The sequence below is a fragment of the Mesorhizobium sp. B2-3-2 genome, assembly GCF_006442295.1.
In the GTDB taxonomy this organism is placed as follows: Bacteria; Pseudomonadota; Alphaproteobacteria; order Rhizobiales; family Rhizobiaceae; genus Mesorhizobium.
In genome coordinates this window covers 256,884-274,420 of sequence record NZ_VFWA01000006.1, presented here as the reverse complement: position 1 = coordinate 274,420, position 17,537 = coordinate 256,884, and the positions used below count along the sequence as shown (strand labels likewise).

General features: G+C 63.5%; 17 protein-coding genes and 1 riboswitch. Of the genes, 8 read left to right on the top strand and 9 right to left on the bottom strand.

Annotated elements, in window-relative coordinates; translation table 11 throughout:
• The first annotated feature begins 141 nt into the window (after positions 1 to 141).
• From gfa to gcvP, 8 genes are all read left to right on the top strand, one after another.
• Complete coding sequence (gene gfa, locus FJ964_RS17540; protein ID WP_140551535.1) at positions 142 to 711, top strand: S-(hydroxymethyl)glutathione synthase; 570 nt, start codon at positions 142 to 144, stop codon at positions 709 to 711.
• 64 nt (positions 712 to 775) lie between these two features.
• The gene (locus FJ964_RS17535; protein WP_140551534.1) at positions 776 to 1,243 is read left to right on the top strand and encodes a YaiI/YqxD family protein; all 468 of its coding nucleotides are present in this window, start codon (positions 776 to 778) and stop codon (positions 1,241 to 1,243) included.
• A 25-nt stretch (positions 1,244 to 1,268) separates the two neighbouring features.
• Positions 1,269 to 1,946 carry a DUF1345 domain-containing protein gene (locus FJ964_RS17530; RefSeq protein ID WP_140551533.1) on the top strand — a complete coding sequence of 226 codons (678 nt, stop codon included), beginning with the start codon at positions 1,269 to 1,271 and terminating at the stop codon, positions 1,944 to 1,946.
• A gap of 116 nt (positions 1,947 to 2,062) precedes the next feature.
• The gene (locus FJ964_RS17525) at positions 2,063 to 2,941 is read left to right on the top strand and encodes a cytochrome b/b6 domain-containing protein (RefSeq protein WP_140551532.1); all 879 of its coding nucleotides are present in this window, start codon (positions 2,063 to 2,065) and stop codon (positions 2,939 to 2,941) included.
• Position 2,942: 1 nt separating this feature from the next.
• Positions 2,943 to 3,734 carry a molybdopterin-binding protein gene (locus FJ964_RS17520; RefSeq protein ID WP_140551531.1) on the top strand — a complete coding sequence of 264 codons (792 nt, stop codon included), beginning with the start codon at positions 2,943 to 2,945 and terminating at the stop codon, positions 3,732 to 3,734.
• A 103-nt stretch (positions 3,735 to 3,837) separates the two neighbouring features.
• Positions 3,838 to 3,924, top strand: a riboswitch (glycine riboswitch).
• Between the two features lie 148 nt (positions 3,925 to 4,072).
• On the top strand, positions 4,073 to 5,170 hold the full coding sequence (gene gcvT / locus FJ964_RS17515; RefSeq protein WP_140551530.1) for a glycine cleavage system aminomethyltransferase GcvT: 1,098 nt from the start codon (positions 4,073 to 4,075) through the stop codon (positions 5,168 to 5,170).
• A 7-nt stretch (positions 5,171 to 5,177) separates the two neighbouring features.
• On the top strand, positions 5,178 to 5,546 hold the full coding sequence (gene gcvH, locus FJ964_RS17510) for a glycine cleavage system protein GcvH (protein ID WP_140495853.1): 369 nt from the start codon (positions 5,178 to 5,180) through the stop codon (positions 5,544 to 5,546).
• 17 nt (positions 5,547 to 5,563) lie between these two features.
• The gene (gcvP, locus tag FJ964_RS17505) at positions 5,564 to 8,368 is read left to right on the top strand and encodes an aminomethyl-transferring glycine dehydrogenase (RefSeq protein ID WP_140551529.1); all 2,805 of its coding nucleotides are present in this window, start codon (positions 5,564 to 5,566) and stop codon (positions 8,366 to 8,368) included.
• Between the two features lie 9 nt (positions 8,369 to 8,377).
• Here the strand turns inward: gcvP and FJ964_RS17500 are convergent, their stop codons facing one another.
• From FJ964_RS17500 to FJ964_RS17460, 9 genes are all read right to left on the bottom strand, one after another.
• Positions 8,378 to 9,553 carry a diguanylate cyclase gene (locus FJ964_RS17500; protein WP_140551528.1) on the bottom strand — a complete coding sequence of 392 codons (1,176 nt, stop codon included), beginning with the start codon at positions 9,551 to 9,553 and terminating at the stop codon, positions 8,378 to 8,380.
• A 173-nt stretch (positions 9,554 to 9,726) separates the two neighbouring features.
• On the bottom strand, positions 9,727 to 10,197 hold the full coding sequence (locus tag FJ964_RS17495) for a tetratricopeptide repeat protein (RefSeq protein ID WP_140551527.1): 471 nt from the start codon (positions 10,195 to 10,197) through the stop codon (positions 9,727 to 9,729).
• A 160-nt stretch (positions 10,198 to 10,357) separates the two neighbouring features.
• Positions 10,358 to 11,188 (bottom strand): hypothetical protein, encoded by an 831-nt coding sequence (locus FJ964_RS17490; RefSeq protein WP_181172509.1) that lies wholly within the window; start codon positions 11,186 to 11,188, stop codon positions 10,358 to 10,360.
• A 68-nt stretch (positions 11,189 to 11,256) separates the two neighbouring features.
• Positions 11,257 to 12,219, bottom strand: a complete 963-nt coding sequence (locus FJ964_RS17485; protein WP_140551526.1) for a type II secretion system F family protein — start codon at positions 12,217 to 12,219, stop codon at positions 11,257 to 11,259.
• Position 12,220: 1 nt separating this feature from the next.
• Entirely contained in the window at positions 12,221 to 13,186 is a 966-nt protein-coding gene (locus FJ964_RS17480) for a type II secretion system F family protein (RefSeq protein WP_140551525.1), read from the bottom strand.
• Between the two features lie 4 nt (positions 13,187 to 13,190).
• Positions 13,191 to 14,612: a CpaF family protein gene (locus tag FJ964_RS17475; RefSeq protein ID WP_140551524.1), complete on the bottom strand. Its 1,422-nt coding sequence runs from the start codon at positions 14,610 to 14,612 to the stop codon at positions 13,191 to 13,193.
• Positions 14,609 to 15,823, bottom strand: coding sequence for a response regulator (locus FJ964_RS17470; RefSeq protein WP_140551523.1), 1,215 nt, complete (start codon positions 15,821 to 15,823; stop codon positions 14,609 to 14,611). The genes FJ964_RS17475 and FJ964_RS17470 overlap by 4 nt, the downstream gene beginning before the upstream one ends.
• Before the next feature lie 24 nt (positions 15,824 to 15,847).
• Positions 15,848 to 16,117: a hypothetical protein gene (locus FJ964_RS17465; protein ID WP_140551522.1), complete on the bottom strand. Its 270-nt coding sequence runs from the start codon at positions 16,115 to 16,117 to the stop codon at positions 15,848 to 15,850.
• Between the two features lie 4 nt (positions 16,118 to 16,121).
• Positions 16,122 to 17,501 (bottom strand): type II and III secretion system protein family protein, encoded by a 1,380-nt coding sequence (locus FJ964_RS17460; RefSeq protein ID WP_224713348.1) that lies wholly within the window; start codon positions 17,499 to 17,501, stop codon positions 16,122 to 16,124.
• Positions 17,502 to 17,537 lie beyond the last annotated feature (36 nt).

The window sequence follows — 17,537 nt, the reverse complement described above, 5'->3', positions numbered from 1 at the left end:
CAAGCTCGAGGACATCAACAAGGGTTTCGACCTCATGCATGAGGGCAAGTCGATCAGGAGTGTCGTGGTTTACTGAGGGCGGCCACACGTCGCGGGCAACGTGCCCCCGGCCTCTGTGGTCAAAAATGGGAGGAGAAAAGCATGGCGGAAAAACTGCATCCGAAAATCGACAATGGTCTGCCCAGGGAGAGTGCGAGCTTTACCGGCGGCACGCTGGTCTGCGCCTGTACCAGCAATCCGGTCAAGGTGAAGGTAAAGGGTCAGATCGCCCACAACCACGCCTGCGGCTGCACCAAGTGCTGGAAGCCCGAAGGGGCGATCTTCTCGGTGGTCGCGGTAGCCGGCACCGGCGACGTCACTGTTGTCGAGAATGGCGACAAGCTGAAGGTGGTGGACCCGAGCGCGTTGATCCAGCGCCATGCCTGCACCGGCTGCGGCGTCCACATGCATGGACCGGTCGAACGCGACCATCCGTTCAAGGGCCTGTCCTTCATCCATCCCGAGCGCTTCGAGGAGGATGGCTGGTCGCCGCCGGGCTTTACCGCCTTTGTCTCGTCGATCATCGAATCCGGTGTCGACCCAAGCCGCATGGACGGCATTCGCGGCCAGCTGAAGTCGATCGGGCTCGAACCTTACGACTGCCTCAACCCCGGCCTGATGGACTATATCGCCACCTGGACCGCCAAGAGGTCGGGAGCGCTTCCGGCCTGACGATCATGAGATTTTGAGCATGGGGCCGGACGGGTTACCGGCCCCATGCTCATTTGGAGAGACAATGCCCGCACCCGCCATCCTCGTCGACGCAGACGCTTGCCCGGTCAAAGCCGAAGTGGAAAGGGTTGCCGAGCGCCACGGCGTCGTCGTCACCTACGTTTCCAATGGCGGCCTGCGCCCTTCCCGCGACCCGATGATCCGCAATGTCGTCGTCTCCAAGGGCGCCGACGCCGCCGACGACTGGATCGTCGAAAACGCAAAACCCAACGACATCGTGGTGACCGCGGACATTCCACTGGCCGCACGCACGGTGGCGCTCGGCGCCCATGTATTGGGGCCGACCGGACGTCCCTTCACGCCGGAAACGATCGGCATGGCGGTGGCGATGCGCGACTTGAAGCAGCATTTGCGCGAGACCGGCGAAAGCAAGGGCTACAATGCGAGCTTCGCACCGCAAGACCGCTCGCGGTTTCTCGGTGAACTCGACCGCATCTTGCGGCGGGCGCTGAAATCCGCCACACCGCAGTAGAAGCCCAGCGCCATTCGGAACCATCATGGCCGCCGAAATTCCGTCCAGGAAACCCATGCACCGGCACATGCTGTTCGCGGTGTCGGCTTGTGTCGGCGTCTTTGCGCTTCTGATGGCGCTACTGCTTCATGCGCCGCTCGCCTATTCGATCGGCGCCAACGCCTTTTTTGCCGCCTATGTCACGCTGGTTGTCGCCCAGATGCCCAAATTCACCGGCACTTATCTCAGCAAGAATGCGCGGGCCGCCGATCAGCCCGTGCTGGTCATCTTCGCCGTAACGCTGGTCGTCGTTGGCGTTGCCCTTGTCTCATTGTTCCTGCTGATCAACCAGAAGGACAAGGGCCATCCCATCGAACTCACCTTCGCGCTGCTGTCGATACCCCTCGGCTGGTTCACAATCCACGCCATGGCGGCGTTGCACTATGCGCATGTATACTGGATGGACGGCGACCTGGTCGATGCCGGAACCAAAAAGAAAATCCCGGTCGGCGGGCTGCTGTTCCCCGGCGACAAGCGGCCGGAAGGCTGGGACTTTCTGTACTTCTCGACGGTCATCGGTATGACGGCGCAGACCGCCGACACCAACATCTCGACGACCCACATGCGCCGGGTCGTCCTTGTTCATTCGATCCTGTCGTTCTTCTTCAACACGGTCATCGTCGCCGCCGCCGTCAATCTCGCCGTGAGCCTGGGCGGGCCTTGAGCGCCGATCTGATATTTTCGTGATCGATGAAACATCGGCTTGGCTGGCGACGTATCAGGAGGAGAATGATGCGAATAGCGGCCGCGCCGGATGGAACGGCCAGGAAGCGAGACCAGATGGAATCGATTGCCATGAACCAACCCGCCGCCAGCGCGGACAGTGACGCTCCCAAGGCCACGACATTGATCTACCGGCAATCGGCCTGGACGCGGCTGACGCACTGGCTGTGGGCCATCTCGCTGTTCTTCATGCTGCTTTCCGGCCTCCAGATCTTCAACGCCCGTCCGCAGCTCTATCTCGGCAAGCAGTCCGGCTTCGACTACAACAACACCGTCTTCGCCATCGGCGCGGAGAACACGAATGCCGGGCCGCGCGGCTATACCGAAATCCTCGGTCACCGCTTCGACACCACCGGCGTGCTCGGCTGGTCCGGGCCGGCGGGACAAGAAACGCCCCGCGCCTTTCCGTCCTGGGCGACCATCCCCTCCTATTACGATCTGGGCACGGCCCGCGTGGTGCATTTCTTCTTCGCCTGGGTGCTGACGACGACGCTGCTTGTTTGGCTGGTCGCCAGCCTGGTCAACGGCCACATCAGACGCGACCTCGCCCCACGCCTGGACGATCTCAGGCGCCTGCCGCAGGATATCGCCAATCACGCCAGGTTGAAGTTCCACCACACGCGCGAATACAACACGCTGCAGAAAATGGCCTATGGCGGCGTGCTGTTCGTGCTGCTGCCGCTGATGATCCTCACCGGGCTCGCAATGTCGCCCAGCATGAACGCGGTGCTGCCGTTCCTCAACGACCTGCTCGGCGGCCGGCAGACTGCGCGCACCATCCATTTCACCGTCATGGTGCTGCTCGTCGGTTTCTTCATCATCCATATTCTGATGATCGTGGCCGCCGGCCCGATCAACGAACTGCGCTCGATCGTCACCGGATGGTATCGGACCGATCCGCCGCATGACGCAAAATCCTCCGAAAGGAGCGCCTGACATGGCAAAATTCGAGATCAACCGCAGGAAATTCCTGACCGCGGCCAGCCTTGGCCTTTCCGGCATCACGCTTTCAGGCTGCGACGCCTTCGACAGCCAACTCGGCGTGGGCGGCGGGCTGCGCAGCTTCCTCGAAAATGCCAACGATCTTACACACCGCGCGCAACGCTTGCTCGCGGGCCGCGATTCGCTGGCGCCGGAGTTCACTGAAGCCGATATCCGTCAGCCGATGCGCCCCAACGGTGTGACGTCACCCGACGACGATACCTACAAGACCCTGCTCGCCAACAACTTCGCCGACTGGCGGCTGGAGGTCTCGGGCCTGGTCGAAAAGCCGCTGTCGCTGACCCGCGAGCAGCTCATGAACATGCCGAGCCGAACGCAGATCACCCGCCATGATTGTGTTGAAGGCTGGAGCTGCATCGCCAAATGGACCGGCACGCCGCTGTCGCTGGTCCTCGACCAGGCGGTGGTGAAACCCGAGGCACGCTACGTCATGTTCCATTGCCTGGACACGATCGACCGCAGCCTGTCGGGCGACATCAAATATTACGGCAGCATCGACCTCATCGACGCCCGCCACCCGCAGACGATCCTGGCCTACGGCGTCAACGGCAAGCCGCTGCCGGTCGAGAACGGCGCGCCGCTGCGTGTCCGGGTCGAGCGCCAGCTCGGCTACAAGATGCCGAAATATCTCTACAAGATCGAGCTGGTCGACGGCTTCGCCGCCGTAGGAGGCGGACGTGGCGGTTATTGGGAAGACAATGGCTACGACTGGTATGGCGGGATCTGATCGCAATCGGCACGATGCCGCCATTTTATTTTGCACGTCGCATGCAGGTGACAATCCGTCGTTGACGGGCTATGGATGACGAGTCGAGGGCTTTTGCGAGCCCTACCTGTTTGCGGGAGAGAGCAGCGAGAGCTGCCGCCGAAGGGGAAATCGCCCGAAATCTCTCAGGCAAAAGAACCGTAGACGGGAAAGACACTCTGGAAAGTCGGGGCCCGCCCCCGCGCCGAAGGTGTAAGCGCTGCCGACAGAGTTACGGGGCGCGAGTCTCTCAGGCTTCAGACAGAGGGGCACGGACTGGTCGCCATTCGCGGCCGATTGCGTGCGACTCTGGAGAACACATGACGGGCGACACCAAACACCTTCCTCTCGAAGACGTCCACGCAGCTGCCGGTGCGCGCTTTGGCGCCTTTGCCGGCTGGTCGATGCCGCTGACCTACCCGGCCGGCGTCATGAAGGAGCATCTTCACACCCGCGAACATGCGGGCCTGTTCGACATTTCGCACATGAAACTGTTCAGGGTCAGCGGGCCGGGCGCGATTCCCCTGCTCAACCGTGCCTGTCCGCTCGATGCGGGCGCGCTCGAAATTTCACAGTCGAAGCTGACGTTTTTCCTGAACGAGGCCGCGGGCATCCTGGACGATCTGATCGTCACCCGGCTGGGCGATACCGACTTCATGGTCGTCGCCAATGCCGGCAACGCGGTCGCCGACGAGAAGCATTTGCGCGATCTTGCGACCGACTTCGATGCCAAGGTCGAACCGCTCGATCGGGTCTTCCTCGCCATCCAGGGTCCCGAGGCCTGGGCGGCGCTTTCGCGCGCCGGTATCGAGACCGGGTCGCTGCTGTTCATGCATGGCATCGAACCGCGAGAGAACTGGTTCATGAGCCGGTCCGGCTATACCGGCGAGGACGGCTTCGAGATCGGCCTGCCGGAGGCAGACGCGCGCGGTCTCGTCGCGAAACTGCTCGAAGACGAGCGCGCGCTATGGATCGGCCTTGCCGCCCGTGACAGCCTGCGGCTGGAAGCCGGCCTGTGCCTGCACGGCCAGGACATCACCGCGCAAACCGATCCCGCAAGCGCGGCGCTGATGTGGGCAATCCCGAAGGACATCCGCGCCAACGGCACGTTCATCGGCGCCGGTGCGCTGCGCGCCGCCGTCGAGCGCGGCTCCGCCCAGAAGCGCGTCGGCCTGAGGCCGGGTTCCCGCCAGCCGGTGCGCGCCGGCGCCACGCTCTTCGATGCCGACGGCAATCCCGCCGGCCACGTCACCTCGGGCGGCTTCGGTCCGTCTGCCGGCCATCCCGTCGCCATGGGTTATGTCCCGACACCGCTGGCAAAACCCGGAACTCGGGTTTTCGCCGACGTGCGCGGAACGAAGATACCTGTCGACGTTTCTTCCCTGCCCTTCGTCCCGCACCGCTATCGCAAAGGATAATTTTCAGATGGCAAAGACCTATTTCACCGCCGATCACGAGTGGCTCAGTGTCGAAGGCGGCATCGCCACCGTCGGCATCACCGACTACGCGCAGGAGCAGCTGGGCGACCTCGTTTTCGTCGAACTGCCCGAAACAGGCAAGAAGCTCGCCAAGGGCGACACCGCCGTCGTGGTCGAATCCGTCAAGGCGGCCTCCGACGTCTACGCGCCGGTCGACGGCGAGATCACCGAAGCCAACGCAACGCTTTCGTCCGATCCGTCGCTGGTCAATTCGGCGGCGACCGGCGCCGGATGGCTGTGGAAAATGAAGCTTGCCGACGAAAGCCAGCTCGCCAGCCTCATGGATGAGGCCGCCTACAAAGCCCATATCGGCTGAAATCAGGACGCATTGACATGACCGCAGCACCCTACCCCTTCTCGGCCCGCCATATCGGACCCGGCATTGCCGATGTGAGAGCCATGCTGGCCGTCATCGGCGTGCCCTCGGTCGAGACGCTGATCAGCCAGGCCGTGCCGAGATCGATCCGCCTCGACCAGCCGCTGTCCCTGCCCGCGCCGGCCAGCGAAGCCGAAGCGCTGGCCGAATTGTCGGCGACCATGGCCCGGAATACGGTGCTGAAGAGCTTCATCGGCACCGGATATCACGGCGTCCACGTGCCGCCGGTCATCCAGCGCAACCTGTTCGAGAACCCGGCCTGGTACACGGCCTATACGCCCTACCAGGCGGAGATCAGCCAGGGCCGCCTGGAAATGCTGTTCAATTTCCAGACCTTGGTCGCGGAATTGACCGGCCTGCCGGTGGCGTCGGCTTCGTTGCTCGACGAAGCGACAGCGGTCGCCGAAGCGATCGGCATCGCATTGCGCCATCACCGCGACAAGCGCACCAAGGTGGCTCTCGCCGGCACGCCGCATCCGCAAACACTGGATGTGGCGCGCACCCGCGCCGAGCCGCTCGGCATCGAGATCGACGGCGAGACGATCGACGACAACACCGCCGCCCTGCTCGTCTCCTGGCCGGACACTTTCGGCGTCTATGGTGATCACAAGGCGGCCATCGAAAAGGCGCGCGCGGCCGGCGCGCTGGTCGTCTTCATCGCCGACCCGCTCGGCCTGGCGCTGACCGACGCGCCCGCGAAACTCGGCGCCGACATTGCGGTCGGTCCGATGCAGCGCTTTGGCGTGCCGATGGGCTTTGGCGGCCCGCATGCCGCCTACTGCGCCGTTGCCGACAAGTTGACCCGATTGATGCCCGGCCGCCTGGTCGGCCAGTCGACCGACAGCAAGGGGCGTCCCGGCTACAGGCTTGCCTTGCAGACGCGCGAGCAGCACATCCGCCGCGACAAGGCGACGTCCAACATCTGCACCGCCCAGGCGCTGCTTGCCAATATGGCGACAGCCTACGCCATCTGGCACGGCCCTGCCGGCCTGCAGGCGATCGCCGGGCGCATCCACGCGCTGGCCAGCCGCCTGGCGGCCGGTCTCGAGGCGGCAGGCTTGCCGGTCATCGGCACGAGCCGCTTCGATACGGTGACGGTGGAGACGAAGGGCAAGGCCGCACAGATCGCCGCCGCCGCCGAAAAGGGCGGCCGGCTTCTGCGCATCATCGATGCTGACCGTGTCGGCGTCGCCTTCGACGAGACCTCTGACGAAGCCGACCTGGAGGCCATTGCCGCCCTGTTTGGTGCCAAGCCGAGCGCGGAGGCCGCCGCCACCATGCCAGGCAAGCCGCGCGGCAAGGAGTTTCTCACCCAGCCCGTCTTCCACGAGAACAAGTCGGAAACCGAGATGATGCGCTTCCTGCGCCGGCTGGCCGACAAGGACCTGGCGCTCGACCGCGCCATGATCCCGCTGGGATCCTGCACGATGAAGCTCAATGCCGCGGCCGAGATGATGCCGGTGAGTTGGCCTGAAATCGCCAACATGCATCCATTCGCACCGGCCGCGCACTCGGCAGGCTACCGCGCCATGATCGATGACCTCGAAGGCTGGCTTTCGGAGATTACCGGCTTCGATGCGGTAAGCCTCCAGCCCAATGCCGGCAGCCAGGGTGAATATGCTGGATTGCTGGCCATCCGCGCCTATCACCGCTCGCGCGGCGAGGGCCATCGCACGGTCTGCCTGATCCCGTCCTCAGCGCACGGCACCAATCCGGCAAGCGCGGCGATGGCCGGCATGAGCGTGGTCGTCGTTCGCTGCCTGGAGGACGGCAATATCGACATGGACGACATGAGGGCCAAGGCCAACGAGCACTCCAGGAACCTCGCGGCGCTGATGTTCACCTATCCCTCGACCCATGGCGTCTATGAAGAGGGCGCGCGACATCTCTGCGCCCTCATCCATGAGCATGGCGGGCAGGTCTATTTCGACGGCGCCAACCTGAACGCCCTCGTCGGCCTCGCCCGCCCGGGCGACATCGGCGCCGACGTCTGCCACATGAACCTGCACAAGACCTTCTGCATCCCCCATGGCGGCGGCGGCCCGGGTGTCGGCCCGATCGGCGTCAGGGCGCATCTGAAGCCCTATCTGCCGGGCCATGTCACCGAAGGCTCCGCGCATGCCGTGGCCGCCGCCCCTTTCGGCAGCGCCTCCATCCTGCCCATCACCTGGATGTACATCCGCATGATGGGCGCTTCGGGCCTGAAGCAGGCGACCGAGACGGCGATCGTCTCGGCCAACTACGTCGCGACACGGCTCGCCCCACACTTCCCGCTCCTTTACAAGGGCAGGAGCGACCGCGTTGCCCATGAGTGCATCCTCGACACCCGCGTGCTCAAGGAGAGCGCCGGCATCAGTGTCGAGGACATCGCCAAACGCCTGATCGACTATGGTTTCCATGCGCCGACCATGTCGTTCCCGGTCGCCGGCACGCTGATGGTGGAGCCGACCGAATCCGAGCCCAAGCGCGAGCTCGACCGTTTCTGCGAGGCGATGATCGCCATCGCGGGCGAAGCGGCCAAGGTTGCGAGGGGCGAGTGGCCCCTGGCTGACAATCCGCTGGTCAATGCGCCGCACACCGCCGCGGAGGCGCTGGCCGGCCAGTGGAGCCATCCCTATTCGCGCCTGGAAGCGGCCTACCCCGCCGGAGACATGGCGGCGAAATACTGGCCGCCGGTATCGCGCATCGACAATGTCGCCGGCGACCGCAACCTGGTCTGTTCCTGCCCGCCGCTGTCGGACTATTTGGGCGCGGCCGAATAGTCTCGCAAACTATGCTGAGCGCAAGGCCGGCTTGATCGGCTCGGCCTTGCCCATCCTTTTGTGGCTGACGACGCAATTGCGGCCCGCGCGCTTGGCCGCATAGAGTGCTGCGTCCGCCTCGGCCAGCACCTCGCCAAGGCTGTTGCCGTTGGCGCCGCCAAAGCCGATGCCTCCGCTGACGGTGCTGCGCAATGGGCCGTGAGGGGTGGCGACGATCTCGGTGCCGAAGGCGACGCCGATCTTGCTCGCGAGCTCGTAAGCCCTCTCTTCGGTCACCCGGGACATGACGATGGCGAACTCCTCGCCGCCGAGGCGAAAAGCGTCGACGCCCGTTCTGGCATATTTTCTGATGACGGCGGCGAAGCGGCACAGAACCTGATCCCCAACCGGGTGACCATAGATGTCGTTCGTCCTCTTGAAATGATCGAGGTCGAACATGACGACCGCCATGAAAGGACCGAAGGTCCGTTCGCCATGGAGCGACATCAATCCTCGGCGGTTCATCAGCCCGGTCAACGGATCGGTCATCGTCTCGGCCTTCAGCTCGATCTGCGCCTGCAAGTGATGCAGGGAAAGCGTCAATGCGCCGAGACCGGTCATGCAGGCCACGGCCACGACCGAGTTCAGGCGTTCGGCCCAATTATCGGGGGCTGCCCCGAGCGTCCACTGCCCTTTGGCTATCAGGACGACCGCGCAAAGCGCAAACGACACCGCACAGGTGCCGCCCAGGAACGAAACCACCAGCAGGATTTTGCGATCGTGACTGCCGTTGAGCCAGAACATGGTTCCGATCGCCGAGAGCAGCACAGTCACCGTCGCATAGGTAACGATAAAGCCTACCCCGTCGAGACCGAGGGAAGTCACCGCCGCGCAGACCGTCATGGCGGCTAATGTCGGCAAAATGGCACGCCGGTAATCCGGCACGCCGAGATACTGCATGGCCGACAGGCAGATGACCAGGAAACCGAGGCTGAGCAGCGCCAGCGCGATCTGGCAAAGCAGCGGATCAGGCTCCTTCGTGTATCGCCAGAACAGGATGACATGCACAACGAGCACGAGAATGCCGCACCCCACCGTCAGCACGAAGCTGGCCCGGGGCGCGGCGAACCAGATCGCGAACATGGTGATGCTGAGGCAGATGCCCGACAGCGCGGCTGCGAGCAGGAGCGAACTGAAATCCAGCATATTGGGCGGGGGTTCCCTGAGCGTCGGTCTTACCGCTGCATTCTAGGTCAGCGGCAGCCATCGGACATGTTTTTCAGCCGACCTTTCGGCCGAGGCTTCGGATAGGGTTTATAAAGCGTCGACGCCGGGTGTCCCAAAATCGTCCTAGCGAGGATCATGCCGCCGGACAGCCGTCAGCCCTTGTTCAGGAGGGCAAGATTGGCATCGACGACCGTGGGGTCGGCCATGCCGGCCTTGGCTTCGAGCAGCAGCGCCCTTGCCTTTTTTCTGTTGCCGCGCAGCAATTGCGAATAGCCCATATTGTTGACGATCTGCGGCTTGCGCCCGGCGACCTTGAGCAACTGGTCGTAGGCACGATCGGCGAAGTCGAAGCGGCCGAGTTCGTCATAGGAAGCGGCGAGCCCCATCCAGGCTTCCGCATTGTCGGCCTTCAACTCGACGGCCTTGCGGAAATGCTGTTCGGCCAGGCCGTAATTCGCATCGCGAAACTGCGCCTTGCCTTCCGCCAGATCGGATGTACTGACGTCCTTAGCGGCCGGTTGAATGGCGGTGGTTTTGGTGGTGTCGACGCCACTCGTCGTACAACCAGACATCATCAAGATGGCCGCCATCGCGGCCATTGCCATGAAATTACTGTGATGCATGTCCCTGCCCCATCGCCCGATTTTGCCGGGTCGTTCTTCAGGAAACACACTATACGAGAGCAATTAAACTTGGGTGCCGAAACGCCGCCAAAATTAGGCCTCGGGTACACCAGCTGTTAACCACCAGGCCGCAACGCCTCAATCACGGCCAGCGACGTTCTCACGGTTCCAGGGCCTTGAGCTCCGCCGGAACCGTATACCGGCTGCCGTCATAGCGCAGCCGGTAGGTTTGGCTCACGGACTTGCCGGGATGGGACTGGCACTCGCCATTGCTGTCGGGCAACGGATTGTCGGTATCGATCCGTTCGACCACCGTGATGTCGTGGTAGCCATGATGTTTGGCCGGGCTCATCGTCAGGCTCACCTGACTGGTGTGGAAGGATCCGGCGCAATTGGTATCGCCCTCGCCGCCATTGCCGGCCACGGCCAGGCCATCGAGCACCATCCGCAGGGCATCGCCGTCGACGGCATAGAGCCTCAGGTCGGTTTCACTGAAGGGGTTAGGCAGCGAATTGTTCGCCATTTCGATGCGCAGGCCGAAGGCGGAGACATCGGGCGCCAGCGCATACCGGCCGGTATCGAGTTCGACCTTGCGGATGGCGATGGCATCATCATTCATCAGCCCGGGCTGCAGCAGACGCTGGCGCACCTGCCGGCTCTTCCGCTCGATGACCAGAAGCTCGATATCGCCGGCATGCGCGTAGTCGCTGGGTTGGGAACTGTCCATCAGCGGCACGGCGACCAACAGCAGGTCGTCATGGGCGGGCCAGATCTTGCAGACCAGCCCCGGCGGGTCGCCATATGCAGACGTCAGGGCGATGCTGGTGTGGGGTTCGAGCGTGAACGAGGCACCGTCAGCGTTCTTGGGGGCCCTGGGGTAGGCCTGCTGCACCAGGGCGGCGGCATCGCCGCAATCGTCGGGCGCAGCCCAGGCGGGCGGCAGACTGGCCGCGGCAAGGCCGAGGACGAGGGCGCGCAAGAGCATTCGCATGGGGTTCTCATTCATTTCGCGGACTTTGCAGATCGACTCAGGCCGGCTTCACTGAATATCAGCAAGTCCTAATGGCCGGTCATTTTGACGATGATCGGGATGACCGCGATCATCAGCACCACGGGCAGGATGCAAACCACGACCGGCACCGACATCTTGGCCGGCAAGGCATGCGCCTTTTCCTCGGCCAGCGACATGCGCTTGTGGCGCATCTCGTCGGAAAAGACGCGCAGCGCCCCCGACAGGCTGGTGCCAAGCTCCTTGGACTGTTGCAGCAGCGTAGCGAAGGAACGCACCTCGTCCAGGCTCAGGCGGTCGGCGAGCGCCTTCAGCGCATCGTCGAGGCTGCGCCCGGCCCGCAGCTCCAGCGACACGAGCTGCAAGTTCTGGCTGAGCGACGGATAGGTCCTGGCGAGTTCCTTCGAAACGCGCTCGACGCCCGCTTCCATGCTCATGCCGGCATCCGAACAGACGATCATCAGGTCCATGAAATCGGGGAAGCCGTTGCGGTATTCGCGCATCTTTTCCCGTATCTTCTGGGTCAGCACCAGCCCAGGCAGGAAATAGCCGGCCACGCCCGACAGCACGACGAAGGCCCAGCGGCTGGCCATCGTGGCGTCGGGGCTGGCCATCCACCGGTTGAGCACGAAGACGGCGAGCGCGATGCCCACCATCGCCGTGAAACGGATGAGGAAGAACATGCCGACGGCGCGCGGCTCCATGTAGCCCGCCTGGATGAGTTTCAAGCGCAGGCGGGCGACATTTTCGGGATCGCTTTTGGCGTAGAATTCCTGCGCCTTCTTCACCGCCTTCTCGCGAACGACACCGGTATTCTTCTTCTGGGCCGGTTCCGGCCTGGCGGCCACTGGACCGTCGTCGACCTTGAGCCTGCGCCTGACTTCGTTGCGATCGCCCTTGGCCACCACCATCGGCCAGGCAAAAGCGGCAGCGCCCACGGCCAGCAGCAGGACAGCCACCGGCATCAGCGAGGTCGGCGCGAGCGAGGCGAGGAATTCGACGACCTTCTGCATGTCAGAATTTGAAGTTCGACATTTTGAACATGATCAGATTGCCCAGCATCAGCCAGGTTACCGAGCCGCCAACCATGTACCACGTCTTCGGCACGCCCCAGACGTCGCTGTAATATCCAGGCATGAATGCCATGATGGTCGTGAACAGCAGCGCCGGCACGGCCGTCAGGATATAGGCCGACAGGCGGCCTTCGGTTGAAATGGCGCGCACCTTGCGGCGCAGCTTGCCGCGCTCGCGGATCGTCGTCGACAGCCCGTCGAGGATTTCGCGCAGATTGCCGCCAGAACTCGTCTGGATCGACACTGCGGTGACGAACAGCGGCAGATCCTCATGGCCGACCCTGTCGAACAGCGAATTCAGCGCCGAAACCAGATCCGAACCAAAGGTCACCTCATCGGCAATCACGCCGAACTCGGTGCCGATCGGGTCGGGCATTTCGCGCGACACCATGGCGATGGCCACCGGCACCGGATGGCCGGCCTTGAGGCCGCGCGTGATCAGTTCCAGGGCTTCCGGCAACTGCATGCCGAACCGCTTCAGCCTGCGCTTGCGCATGGAGCGCATCGCCATCACGGGCAGCACCGGCACCAGCACGACAAACAGAATGGCGCCCATCAGCAGCGGCAAGCCATACCAGATGGCGACAAGGGTCGCCGCCAGCGCCATTCCCGAAGTGATCATCAGGAACTTCGAAAGCGGCATGATCATGCCCGACTGGGCGCGCAGCGCGCGAAAACGGTCAGGCGAGAACAGCGACGTGCCCGCATCGAGACCACGCTCCTTGCGCAATTGGATCAGCACCTGTTCCTGACTGATCCTGTTTTCCTGCAGCTTCATGCGCCGGTTGATGGCGGTGCGCCTGTCGCTGCGGCCGGCATAGAGCAGGTAAACGGCCTCGGCGATCATGATGCCGGTCAATGCAGCCCCGGCATAGACGACATAGATCGCGCTGAACCCATCCAACACCGGGTTACTCCTGCGGCCGGCCGGGTTCGAAATAGCGCCCGGGAAACTCGATGCCCATGGCGCGCAGGTCCTCCAGGAAGCGTGGCCGGATCCCGGTCGCCTCGAAATGGCCGAGAATCGTGCCATCGGCGTCCATGCCGGTGCGCACGAAGCGGAAGATCTCCTGCATCTGGATGACGTCGCCTTCCATGCCGGTCACCTCGGCGACGCTCGTCACCTTGCGCTTACCGTCGGAGAGCCGGGTCAACTGGACGATGATGTCGATGGCGCTGGCGATCTGGCTGCGGATCGACTGCACCGTCATCGGCATGCCGGTCATGCCCAGCATCTGCTCGAGCCGCGAAATAGCGTCGCGCGGCGTGTTGGCGTGAATGGTGGCCATCGATCCTTCATGGCCGGTGTTCATGGCCTGAAGCATATCGAAGGCCTCCTCGCCGCGGCACTCGCCGAGGATGACGCGATCGGGCCGCATGCGCAGCGCGTTCTTGACGAGATCGCGCTGCTTGAGCTCGCCATGGCCTTCGATGTTGGCCGGCCGGGTTTCCATGCGCGCGACATGCGGCTGCTGCAACTGAAGCTCCGCCGCGTCCTCGATGGTGATCAGCCGCTCATCCTCGGGAATGAAGGCCGACAGCGCGTTGAGCATGGTGGTCTTGCCGGTGCCGGTGCCGCCCGAAATGATCGTCGTCTTGCGGGCATGTACTGCCGCCGCCAGCACTTCGGCCATGTTCTGGGTGATGGCGCCGAATTCGACCAGCCGGTGCAGGCCGAGCTTGTTCTTGGAGAATTTGCGGATCGACACCAGCGGCCCGTCGACCGCGACCGGGCGGATGGCGGCGTTAAAACGCGAGCCGTCCAGCATGCGGGCGTCGACCATCGGCTGCGATTCGTCGACGCGGCGGCCAACCGCGGCAACGATTTTGTTTATGATTCTAAGCAGATGCGCCTCATCCTTGAACGGGATGTGGACCTGCTGCAGCTTGCCCTTCTTTTCGACGAAGCAGTTCTGATGGCCGTTGATTAGGATGTCGTTGATATCGGGGTCCTTGAGCAGCGGCTCGAGCGGGCCGAGCCCGACCATCTCGTCGACGATGTCGTCGACCAGGGCATCGAGTTCGACGGTGTTGATCGCCATCCGCTCTTCGCGCGTCTTTTCCGACACGAAATCATGCACCTGCCGGCGCATCTCGTCCCTGGGCAGCCGCTCCAGCGCGACAAGATTGATCTCCTCGAGCAGCAACCGGTGGATGCGCACGCGCGCATCGAGCACCTTGTTGGCGCTCTTGCCCGGCACGGCTTCTGCCTTCGCCGGCACGATCTTCCGGCTCGTCGGGATGACGACCGCGTGATGCGCGACCGCCGTCGGCTCGGCGGAGCGCGGCGGACGCGCATCACGGTTCTGCAACGTGGAAAAGCGGCTGCTCATCCGGCCTTCCTCTTCAAAAGGCTCTTGCCGAAGCCGAACAGCGACTTCGATTTGCCCGGCGCCGCCGCCACTTCCTCCGGAAGGATGATCTTCTTCAGGTCGCTGACGACGTTGGCGTTGGCATCGATCTCGTGCAGCGGCACGCCGCGATCGACGGCCTCGCGCACCAGCCGGTAGTTGTTGGCGATGCCGCCGACGAAATGCTCGCCGAGGATTTCCTGGACGTCCGCCTGCTTGATGCCGCTGTCGAACATCTTCTGCTCGAAACGGTTGACGATGACGTTCGGCTTCACTTCCTTGCCGGCGGTCTCGTAGACCGCCTGGATCAGCCGTTGCGTGTGGCGCAGGCACGGCACCGTCATTTCGGCGACGATGTAGAGCTTGTTGGAGCCGAGCAACACCGTCTCCGTCCACGGAAACCAGGTGCGCGGCATGTCGATGACGACATTGTCGAAATAGGCGGAGACGAGGTCCAGCATCCGCACCACGACATCGGTCTTGAACGAACGCATCTCGGCCGGCTGCGTCGGTGCGGCCAGCACGCACAGCCCGCTGACATGCTTCGACAGCATCACGTCGAGCAATTGCCTGTCGAGACGCTCCGGCTGGTTCTCGATTTCGGTGATGTCGAAACGCGGCTCCAAGTCGAGATATTCGGCGCAGGCGCCCTGCTGGAAATTGAGGTCGACTACGCAGGTCGAGGCGCCCCGCGTCACCGAATGATGCAGTTGGAACGCGGTCTGTAAAGCCAGCGTGGTGGTGCCGACGCCGCCTGCCGCGGGCATGAAGGTGTAGATTTGCGACTCGGTATTTTCCTCGCGCCCCGGCCCTTGCAGCGCACGCACCACCGAACGTACGAGATCGGCCGTGGTGATCGGCTTGACCAGGAAATCCGCGACCTTGAGCTGCACGAGGATGCGCGCGGCGGCGGCGTTGAACTCCTGGGTGACGACCACGACCGGCGCCTTGCCTTCCAGCCGACGCATAACGCGTTGCAGCGCATCGATCTCCTCAAGCTTCGCCGCATCCATATCGACGATGATCGCGCCGAGATCGGCCTCCTGGACCTCCCCGCGCAGTTCGGTGATGTTCTTTTCCACCGTCGAGAGCTGGATGATCTCCGAGGCGGCAAACGCCGTCCGCGTGTCCTGCGCGAAGGTCCTGTCCGTCGATACGAGCAGGATTTTCCTGGTCTTGATGCCGTTTGCCATTTCTTGTCAGCCTGTGATCTCGGATCAATTGTCGGCGCTGGCTTGCGAGGCCTTGGCGCTGGCCGCCTGCTCGGCGGTGACGGGTTCCGTGCTGCCGCGCTCGGCGGGCACGAGGAGCCTGGTGTTCTGGACGCCGTATTTCCAGGGATCGACCATCTGCATGACGGTGTTGGCGGCCTGGGCTTCCCCGGCGCCGCTCGTCACGCCTTCGCTGCGCATATAGTCGTCACTCGTGCAGCCGGCGGTGAAGCCGGCAAGCAGCAAGGCGACGCTCGAGCTCAAGACCAGACGCATGGCTTCAGTCCTTCGGCAGGTCGAGGAAATGCCCGACCTTGGTGGCGGGAGCGGCACGCACGGCGCCGCCATCAGCCAGCGCCAGCGCGCGATTGGTGTCCGACGCCTTCACCTCCTCGGTATTGTTGAGGAAATAGTCGACATTGCTGGCAGGCTGCGTGCCATCGGTCGGCTCGGCCATTTTCTTCGATGGATCCACCGGCTTGACCAGGTAAGGCGTGACGATGATCACCAGGTCCGTCTCGCGCCGCTGGTAGGATTTCGACGAGAACAGGGCCCCGAGCACAGGCATCTTGCCGAGGCCCGGTATGCGCGAGGTGGTGATGTCGTTCTGCGACTGCAGCAGCCCCGCGATCATGAAGCTCTGGCCGTTCTTCAGATCGACCGACGTCCTGGCGCGGCGCACGATGAAGCCGGGCACCGAGATGCTGCCGATATTGTAGGAAGCCGACGCGTCGATCGAGGAGACTTCCGGCGCGATGTCGAGGCTGACCAGCCCGTCCTTCAGAACCGTGGGCGTGAAATCCAGGCTGACGCCGTACTTCTTATAGCTGACGGAAATCTTGCCGTTGTCTTCGGAAACCGGGATCGGAAACTCGCCTCCGGCCAGGAAGCTCGCCGTCTCGCCGGACCGGGCGATCAGGTTCGGCTCGGCTAGCCGACGAGCCAGGCCGCGTTCTTCCAGTGCCTTGATGGCGATGTCGATGGAAACGCCGTTCGACAGCAGCTTGCCGATGATCTCGCCGGTCCCCGCCGGCTCAATGGTGCCGGGAGCAATCGTAACGTCGCGTCCGCCCATGCCATAGGCGAAATTGGCGCTGTATTTGGCGCCGAGATCCTGTCCGGCCTGACGGTTGATCTCGACGAAGCGGACATTGAGCTGGACCTGCTGCGAGGACGAGATGTTGACCGAATTGATCACCTCCTCATTGCCGGAGAAGCGGGTGGCGATCTTGTTTGCCTTTTCGGCGGCGACCGCGTCGTCCGCCTCGCCCGACAGCACGACACGGCCATTGGCGGAGCCGACCTTGATTTTGGCGTCCGGCACGCTGGCGCGGATGGTGTCGGCCAACTGGTCGGTATCGAGCGTCACTTCGATGTCTACGGTGCCGACGAGTTGCTTGTTCTCGTCGAACAGGGCGATGCCGGTGGTGCCGAGATTGTTGCCCAGCACATAGAAGGATTTGTCGGTCAACGGGTTGACGTTGGCGATCTCCGGATCGCCGATGACGATCTGGTAGAAGGCAGCACTGGTCATGATCGTCTTGGGCTTGCCCTTGGCGACCTTGATCGAGGCGTTCTTGGTCGCCGAGACATAGACGATGTCATTGTCCGCCCTGGCCGGGCCGGCGAAGATGCCCGCGGCCGCCATCGTCACCGCCATCGCCACGGCCCGTACGACGTGCAACCGGCCTGCCAT